The 8,152-nt window shown below is 60.5% G+C and carries 8 protein-coding genes and 1 pseudogene; 7 read left to right on the plus strand and 2 right to left on the minus strand.

Annotated elements, in window-relative coordinates:
* Positions 1-2,015 precede the first annotated feature (2,015 nt).
* The 7 genes and pseudogenes from HW554_RS20780 (at position 2,016) to HW554_RS19825 (ending at position 7,490) form a co-directional block, all read left to right on the plus strand.
* The gene (locus HW554_RS20780) at positions 2,016-2,336 is read left to right on the plus strand and encodes a T9SS type A sorting domain-containing protein (protein ID WP_246285526.1); all 321 of its coding nucleotides are present in this window, start codon (positions 2,016-2,018) and stop codon (positions 2,334-2,336) included.
* Positions 2,335-2,679: pseudogene (locus tag HW554_RS19800) on the plus strand (excinuclease ABC subunit UvrA); the annotation flags it as partial. The gene HW554_RS20780 and the pseudogene HW554_RS19800, both read left to right, overlap by 2 nt.
* A gap of 110 nt (positions 2,680-2,789) precedes the next feature.
* The gene (locus tag HW554_RS19805; protein ID WP_176910262.1) at positions 2,790-3,716 is read left to right on the plus strand and encodes a tryptophan-rich sensory protein; all 927 of its coding nucleotides are present in this window, start codon (positions 2,790-2,792) and stop codon (positions 3,714-3,716) included.
* 52 nt (positions 3,717-3,768) lie between these two features.
* The gene (gene tpiA / locus HW554_RS19810) at positions 3,769-4,536 is read left to right on the plus strand and encodes a triose-phosphate isomerase (RefSeq protein WP_176910263.1); all 768 of its coding nucleotides are present in this window, start codon (positions 3,769-3,771) and stop codon (positions 4,534-4,536) included.
* A gap of 260 nt (positions 4,537-4,796) precedes the next feature.
* Positions 4,797-5,180 carry a DUF6150 family protein gene (locus tag HW554_RS19815; RefSeq protein ID WP_246285524.1) on the plus strand — a complete coding sequence of 128 codons (384 nt, stop codon included), beginning with the start codon at positions 4,797-4,799 and terminating at the stop codon, positions 5,178-5,180.
* A gap of 178 nt (positions 5,181-5,358) precedes the next feature.
* Positions 5,359-6,120 carry an ABC transporter ATP-binding protein gene (locus HW554_RS19820; RefSeq protein WP_176910264.1) on the plus strand — a complete coding sequence of 254 codons (762 nt, stop codon included), beginning with the start codon at positions 5,359-5,361 and terminating at the stop codon, positions 6,118-6,120.
* A complete protein-coding gene (locus HW554_RS19825) occupies positions 6,096-7,490 on the plus strand; it encodes a hypothetical protein (RefSeq protein WP_176910265.1) in 1,395 nt (464 codons plus the stop codon). Before HW554_RS19820 ends, HW554_RS19825 begins: the two co-directional genes overlap by 25 nt.
* A gap of 137 nt (positions 7,491-7,627) precedes the next feature.
* On the opposite strand, the gene HW554_RS20455 is transcribed toward HW554_RS19825, so the two are convergent.
* Together HW554_RS20455 and HW554_RS20460 are read right to left on the minus strand one after the other, a co-directional pair.
* Positions 7,628-7,942, minus strand: a complete 315-nt coding sequence (locus HW554_RS20455) for an OmpA family protein (protein WP_218134798.1) — start codon at positions 7,940-7,942, stop codon at positions 7,628-7,630.
* Positions 7,943-7,961: 19 nt separating this feature from the next.
* Positions 7,962-8,152 (minus strand): hypothetical protein (locus tag HW554_RS20460; protein WP_218134800.1); only part of this gene is annotated, 191 nt, incomplete at its 5' end.

Below are 8,152 nucleotides of genomic sequence, written 5' to 3' on the forward strand. Positions count from 1 at the left end.
TTTAATACGGCCGGGCAAACTGCCTGTATCGTGATGCAGAAGCAGACTAACGCCAATATGATCCGGCATAAAGGCGAAACATCGAGCTACTTCAAGGCCTATGCGTCATAAAAACAGATAAAAATAGTGCTAGGTAGTCACCAGAAAATTCACTATTTTTAATATAATACCACTGCTTTGCTATTCCCACATAACTCGGCCACATTTGGTTAATGAGGCTCACTTTCGCTACACTTACTCCTATGAAAACACCACTAATTATTATTGATTATCGTCGGTTGTACTTCGCTATCAAGCTGGTAGTGCTGTTGCTACTAGCATCCGTAGCCACGGCGCAGACTGTAACGATAACATCGGCTCAGGACATCGGTGGCCCGTACAATAACCTGACCATAGCCCGGGGCGGCAGGGCTACCATGCGGGCCAACGTAGCGGTAGTAGGTACGCTACTCATAGAAGACGGTGGCACCCTAATTACCAACGAATGGCTGGTAGGCGGTAATACTTTTGAGCTGCAGGCCGGCGGCACCCTGCAAATTGGAGACGCTTTCGGAATTATGGCTGCGGGCAGCACTTCGCCCAATGGGGGAAGCATCCGCTCGACTAACCGCTTGTACAGTCCCGACGCCAACTACGTTTACAATGCTTTTATCCGTTTTCAGGCCGTGCCCGTCGTGCAGCGGACCGGCTCCGGACTGCCCGCACGGGTCCGGAGCCTATTGGCCAATGTGACGAATGTGCAGGGCGCACCCGGCAACAATATCCTGGCGCTGGAAAGCGACGTGAGCGTTGCCCAGGTGCTGGGCACCAACAACAGTACCATTATCGACCCGGCCTTTCTATCGGGTCCGGCCCGTACGCTCATGCTACTCTCAGACCCAATGCGGGGAACTGCGCTGATGGTAGACCAGACCACGAATGCCGTGCCGCCGGGGCCCCTCATCACCAAACCCATTGTCATTCAGCGTAGCATAGAGCCGAGCCTGAACCCAGGCAGTGGCTACCGCCATCTGACCTCGCCGATACAGACGGCGACTGTCAGTATGTTGAGCACGAACGGCTTTGCTCCTATCGTCAATCCGGCTTACAATGAGGCCAGCTTGCCTGGTAGTGTTTCCCCTTTTCCTACGGTATTCAGCTATGACCAAACCCGATTAGCCAGCAGCCCGGCCGTAGCCTCAAATTCGTTCGATAAAGGATGGACGTCGCCGACTACACTGAGTGACGCGCTAACGGTGGGGCGGGGCTACACTGTGAATCTGCCTGCCAGTAGCATTATTAGTTTTCGGGGGATACCAAATCAAAGCGACGTGGCACTGACGCTGAACCGCGGTGCCGATACCGAGGCAGGCTGGCAGCTGCTGGGCAATCCGTTTCCCGCGCCGCTGGATTGGCGCCAGGTACCCGTGCCTGCGGGCCTCGACGCCGCGGTGTACGTATACCAAAGCACCGGACAGTATAGCGGCCGGTATCGTAGCTACATCAACGGTATCGGCAATCCTATACTACCGCTGGGCCAGGGCTTTTTCGTGCGTGTGAGTCAGCCCAACTCTGTAGTGAATCTGACGCTGCCCAATGCCGCCCGCGTCGCCACATTCGGGCAGGAGCCCCCTGTACAGCGTGGCACTGAAACCCGGCCCTTACTGCAGCTAACTCTGGCCCGCGCTGGCTCTGCCTCGGCAGATGAGACATACGTATACTTCGAGTCAGGAGCTACTGCTGGTATGGATGCGCGCTTTGATGCGTTAAAAATGCAGTACGGCGCCAACATCACTCCCACTCTTTGGACTTTGGCAGCAGGTATAGAACAGTCTATCAATGCTCTGCCTTTACTGACTGGCATGGTAGCAGTACCACTGGCACTGTTCCTGCCACAGGCCGATGAGTACACGTTGGAAGCAACCCGGCTAGTGAACCTGAACACCGCTACTGTGTCCCTGCACGACGCGCTAACCGGACAGAACGTTAACTTAAGCCAGCAACTACGCTATACCTTTGCAGCCGCAGCAGGACCTATGAATGGTCGCTTCTCATTGCGTTTTGAACCACTTATACCCACTGCAACCGGGGCAGCCCTGAATACCGCCACCATAAAACTTTATCCTAATCCTGCCTATCAGAGTTTTGTCTTGTTATTGCCGGCCGTACGCGGTGCCAAGCAGGTGCAAGCCACGCTGCTCAATATCCTGGGCCAAGTCGTACGCCGGCAAACTGCGTCTCTGCCTGCTGCTGGTGCGCGCCTAGACTTCAATGTACGTGGGTTGCCTGCTGGCGTTTACATACTACAGCTGCAAGCTGGTTCTGAACTGTTAGCTCAACGTATAGTGATAGAATAGCGGCGGCGAGGCCCAACGCGTGAAGCTGGCCTCATTCCTGACCAAGGGCAACACGCTGCAGAACGATAAAATCCTGTTCATCTTCGACGAGCCCAGCACCGGCCTGCACTTCCACGACATCAACAAGCTCATGCTGGCCCTCAACGCGCTGGTCGAGCAGGGCAACTCGGTGCTCATCATCGAGCACAACATGGACATCATCAAGTGCGCCGACTGGTTGATTGACCTCGGCCCCGAAGGCGGCCTGAACGGCGGTTACCTGCTGTTCGAAGGCACGCCCGAGCAATTCATCAAGCTAAAAGACACGAACTCCACGGCGAAGTTTTTAGCCGAGAAGCTGTAAGAACAGGTAGGGGCGGGGCTTGTCCCCGCCCGCCGTTGAACGATTCCTATTGGGTTCTGTGTATGCGGCGGGCGGGGACAAGCCCCGCCCCTACTCGTTCATAGAACATTATGTGGTCGTTCTTTGGCTTCCAACACATCGTGCATGCGGCGGGCGGGGACAAGCCCCGCCCCTACTCGTTCACAGTACCCTGCACGCTACAAACGCCGGATTTTGCGGTTATTGGCGGCATGAATACAGCTACCTCTACTATCGAAGCCCCTGCCACTACCGGCCGCGCCTGGCGCTGGGCGGCCGCCGTCGCTACGGTGGGCAATATCACGCTCAACTACGTGTCGCAGGCTTACCCGTTCAATGGGCAGACGAATGCCGTGGTATCGGGCAAGTACCCCACGCCGGTTACGCCGGCCGGCTACGCGTTCAGCATCTGGGGAGTGATTTTCCTGAGTCTGCTAGCCTATACAGTGTGGCAGCTATTGCCGCAGCAGCGCCGCAACCCGCTGCCCGATTTACTGGCCCGGCCGCTGGTGCTGGTAAACGTGCTGACGGGTGGCTGGCTGGTGATTTTCGCCTACGAGCTGCTGCCGCTGAGCGCGCTGGTAATGGTGGGCATACTGGCGGCGCTGGCCCTGGCCTACGGGCGGCTGCGGCGGCAGGCCCGCCACGAGCCGGCTACCGTGCCGCTGTGGGTAAACCTGCCGTTCGGGCTGTACCTGGGCTGGATTTCGGTGGCGCTGGTGGTGAATGCAACGGTGGCGCTGGGGCAATACTGGCAGCCAGGGCCAGCCAAGGGCCTAGAGTGGGGCATTATTCTGATGGGAATTGTGGCCGGCCTGGCCCTGAACATAACCAACCGGTTTCGGGAGTTGGCTTACCCGGCCGCCGTTGCCTGGGGCCTGGTGGGCATCTGGGTGGCCCGCAATGGGGTGCCCGATACGCAGTTTTTGGCTGGCGCGGCGCTGCTGGCCGCGGCCGTAGTGGCCGTTGGGGCGCTGGGGCTGGTGTGGGCGGCCCAGCGTGGGCCCGCAGTGGGGTAAGCGGGCAAGCCCTAACTTGCGCCTCCAACTCTCACCTTAAAAAACTCCCGCGATGCGCAAGAATATGGTGGCCGGCAACTGGAAGATGAACACCACGTTGCCCGAGGCCCAGGCCCTTATTTCCGAGATTGTACACATGGTGCAGGACGAAACCACTGGCACTCCCGCGGTGGAGGTAGTTGTGTGCCCGCCGTTCCCGTTTCTGCTGCCGGTGGGCAAGCTCATTCCCCAGGGCGGCAGCTTCCATCTTGGTGCTCAGAACTGCCACCAGAAAGCCAGCGGCGCGTTTACCGGCGAGGTATCGGCCGCTATGCTGCAGTCGGTGGGCTGCGAGTACGTGATTTTGGGCCACTCGGAGCGGCGGCAGTATTTCCGCGAGGACGACGAGCTGCTGAGCCAGAAGCTGAAAGCGGCACTGGCCGCCGGCCTCAAGCCCATCTTCTGCGTGGGCGAAACGCTGGAAACCCGCGAGCAGGGCGACACTTTCAAGCACCTCGAAAAGCAGCTCCAGGACGGCCTGTTCCACCTCTCCAACGAGGAGTTCGACCAGGTAACCGTGGCCTACGAGCCCATTTGGGCCATCGGAACCGGCAAAACGGCTACCAGCGAGCAGGCCCAGGAGGTACACGCCTTCATCCGCGAGCAGATTGCCCGTGCCTACGACGCCAAGGCGGCCCTGGCCACGAGCATCCTCTATGGCGGCTCCTGCAACGCCCAAAACGCCCGCGAGCTGTTCAGCCAGCCCGACGTCGACGGCGGCCTCATCGGCGGTGCGGCCCTCAAGTCGCGCGACTTCACCGACATTATCAAGTCGTTTTAGTTGCGGATTACGGCTGTCAGCACGGCGTAGGGGCGGGGCTTGTCGCCGCCCGCCGTTGAACGATTCCTATTGAACAACTATTATTGAAGCGGCGCGAATGGCGGGCGGGGGCAAGCCCCGCCCCTACACCGTGTCAGCATCCTTACGTCGCAACTTGCGTGTTCTAGGTTTAGAGCTTAGTTGAATTCGGTATCATTTATGAAGCGGCGCTTTTGTAACCGGCCTAAGCACTAAGCTCCACCAATTAAGCTTCAACCACCATGCTTCTCCCCTTCCTCGTTTCCGGTTTGCTGGCACTGAATCCGTTTGCGGCGGCTCCGCGGGTGCCGTTGGCGCCGGCAGCGGCCGTGGTGGGCTCCATCGACCCTTGCCGCATCTACGGCTCGGTGTATCTGGAGCGCGACCCGCGGCGGCGCGGCTTCTGCTTTGCCACGGTGTACATTGAACCTGAAGAAGCCTTTGCCGATTTGCTGGTGTACCCGGAAACCAACAAGCTGTTTGCCGACCGCGTTGGCCTCTGGTACGCCACCGAGGCCCGCGACTTCGCCGATTACGCCCTGTTCGTGACCGACAACCGCAACCTGGCCGACTTCTCGTTTCAGTACACCAAAGTGCGCAACTACGCCGGCTGCCGGCAGCGGTAGCCAATGCAACCTGCCAATTGAAAAGCCCCTGACACCCGCCCGGATGCCAGGGGCTTTTCGGTTGTTGGGGCTGTTACCAGAACCAGCCGGCATACGCACTGCTTTCGGGCAGCTGCTTTAACTTGCCGGGGCTACGGTGCGGGCTGCACCAGCATTCGATACGCAATCCTGCTACGCAATGGAATTAGAATTACGAAATCTGACCAAATCGTTTGGGCCGAAAACGGTACTGCGCGACCTGACGCTGCGGGCCGAAACGGGATACTGCGTGGGCGTAGTGGGCCGCAACGGAGCCGGCAAAAGCACCCTGTTCAACCTACTGGTGAATGTGCTGCTGCCTACTTCGGGCAGCATTGTGCTCGATGGGCAGGAGCTGGGCGAGACGTTTCCGCTGGCCGTCAAGCGGCGCATCGGTGCGCTCATCAACCAGGGCCACCTCGTCGAGCAGCTCACGGCCGAAGAGTACCTGCAGTTTGTGGCCCGCATTTATGAGCTGCCCGAGGCGGCCCCGCGCATTGCCAGCCTGCTGGGGCACTTGCTGGAAGAGTTTGAGCAGGTGCGCCACAAGCAGCTGAGCGCCTATTCGACCGGCATGAAGCAGAAGGTGGCCCTGGCCGCCTGCCTGCTGCACCGACCCGAGCTGCTGATACTGGACGAGCCGCTCAACGGCCTCGACGTGTTTTCGGCCGAGCGGGTGCTGGCCCTACTCACCAGCTACCGCCCCCAGGCCCTCACGTTCATTTCTTCGCACAACCTGGCCCACCTCGAACAGGTAGCCACCCACCTGCTCATTATCGATGAGGCCGAAGTGAAGTTCTGGGGCACCAGGGCCGAATTCATGGCCGGCCGCGAAACCATCCTCTCCGACGCGCTATTGCAGCTGCTGGCCCCCACCACTTCCACCCACGACCTCACATGGCTCACGCATCAGGCCGGTTAGGCCACTTTCTGCCTTACCTGCTGGGCCGGCAGCTGCGGGCCGTGTTCTGGCCTGCCGGGGCCGGGAGCCAGGCAACCATGGGGCTGCTGGGGCTACTATCAGTCATCTACGGACTGGTACTGGGCTACCTGCTGCGCCACCACGACAACCTGCCGGCCGACACGCTCCCGAAGCTGCTGGCCGCCATCAATGGGGTGCTGTTTGCCACGGCATTGCTGGCCGACTTTCTGCCCTCCTACCGGGCCGTGCAACGGCCGTTGCCCGAGCCGCTGCCCGTATCAGCCCGCCTGAATGCCACTACGGCATTCGTGCTCGATGTGGTATCGGTGCGGCGGGGGCTACTGCTGCTGTTTCTGCTGGCGGCGCTGGTGGCTTCCCCGGAATACTGGCGGCCGCTGGGCCTGAGCCTGCTGGTGTGGCTGAGTGCGACGGCCCTGAGCTTCAACCTGCGGCTGCTGCTGTCGGTGGGGCGCTGGCAGCATCCGCTGTTCTGGCTGAACCTGCTGTGCCTGGGCGCGGCGGCGCTCTGGCTGAGCCGGGAGTTTGAGATGGTAACTGGCCCGTTGGCTGGCTGGCTTCGCGCGCTGGCCGTGGCTGGGCCGCTGCTGCTATGGGCGGCGGCGCTGTGGCTGGTGGCCCCCTGGTTCAGTGCCCGCTACATGGCCGAGCCGGCACATGCCCCCGGTGCCAACGGCCGCTGGCTGGCCCGCCTCTCGCCCGAGTGGAAGCTATACATCCATAAAACCAAGCCGGCTCTGCTCATGGGAATGGCGATGAAAATTGGGTTTCTGGTCTTTTGTGCCTACATGCTCCGCAGTAACGACAACCAGGAGGTAGTTATCCGCCCCGTCTTCTACTTCGCCCTTCTGCCGATTGTCGGCTTTACGTACATCAACAACAACTTGCTGGGCTACATCTGGACGGCGACGGCCAACGAACTGGAGCGCCTGGGCCTGACCCGGCGGCTGCTGGCGCTGTACCTGCGGCTCGCCGTACCCATCATGCTGGTTGAATGCCTGATTGCCGCTGTTTTTCTGCTGGTTTTGTTTCCACGCTTCATGTGGCATTATCTGTTGCTGTTGCCTTTAACTGCTGCGCCAGCCTTGGCGCTGGGCCTGTGGGGCAGCGTTGCCAAGGCGAAGCCGGTGCGCGAGGCCGTCACGTTCAGTACCATGCGCCATAACGCTTCCACGCTCATCAACATCATCACCATGCTGACCGCCCTCGCCCTCTATTTCATGCCCTGGTGGTGGGCGCGCATAGCCCTGGCGCTGGTGGTTACGCTTACCGCCATAGTGCCCGTGCGCCGAATCCTCCGCAACCACGGCCCCACCCGCCGCCGCCTCTGGCAGGCCCTTATGAAGGCCTGATTTCTACGCGGCGCAACAAAACAGCTCGTAGAACAAGCAGCAAGCCCCTGATGTCCATGTGGATACCAGGGGCTTTCTGCTTATACATGTGTTCGGCCTTCGGAAAACCTTTAGCCGCTACCTCGCCGCCCGCCCACTTACCGTTTCACCAATTCCACGCGGCGGTTCTGGGCGCGGCCGGCTTCGGTGGCATTGTCGGCCAGGGGTTGGGTTTGGCCGAAACCGGCGGCCTGCAGGCGGGCGGGGCTGATGCGGGCGGCGGTGAGAGCAGCCACCACCGACTGGGCGCGGGCCTCAGACAGCTGCTGGTTGTGGGCCGGTGTGCCCGCGTTGTCGGTGTGGCCCTGCACGGCCAGGCGCAGCGTGGGGTTCTGGCGCAGCAGCGTTACCACCTCAGCCACCGTAGGCCCCGACTCGGGCCGGATGCTGGCTTTATCCGTGTCGAAGTTCACGTAGAGCGCCACCTGGCCCTCAGCGTCTAGTTTTTTTTAGCTCGTCGGCGGGCAGCACGGACACCTGCTGGGGCATGGCAGCCCGCTCGGTCACGTTGATGTTCATGTAGGTTTCGCCGGGCTTCACCTGAATCCAGACTTCCTTGTCCTTCTGCCGGATGAGGTAGGTATCCACTTGGTCGCCCGAATCCATATTGCCGCTGTACTTCT

This window comes from Hymenobacter lapidiphilus (genome assembly GCF_013377885.1).
Lineage (GTDB): Bacteria > Bacteroidota > Bacteroidia > Cytophagales > Hymenobacteraceae > Hymenobacter > Hymenobacter lapidiphilus.

What these genes read in the sequence shown, in the direction of transcription:
- HW554_RS19820 (WP_176910264.1), top strand. Translation starts at nt 5,359, where the DNA reads ATGGAATTAGAATTACGAAATCTGACCAAATCGTTTGGGCCGAAAACG.
- HW554_RS19825 (WP_176910265.1), top strand. Translation starts at nt 6,096, where the DNA reads ATGGCTCACGCATCAGGCCGGTTAGGCCACTTTCTGCCTTACCTGCTG.
- HW554_RS20780 (WP_246285526.1), top strand. Translation starts at nt 2,016, where the DNA reads ATGAATGGTCGCTTCTCATTGCGTTTTGAACCACTTATACCCACTGCA.
- HW554_RS19815 (WP_246285524.1), top strand. Translation starts at nt 4,797, where the DNA reads ATGCTTCTCCCCTTCCTCGTTTCCGGTTTGCTGGCACTGAATCCGTTT.
- tpiA (WP_176910263.1), top strand. Translation starts at nt 3,769, where the DNA reads ATGCGCAAGAATATGGTGGCCGGCAACTGGAAGATGAACACCACGTTG.
- HW554_RS19805 (WP_176910262.1), top strand. Translation starts at nt 2,790, where the DNA reads ATGTGGTCGTTCTTTGGCTTCCAACACATCGTGCATGCGGCGGGCGGG.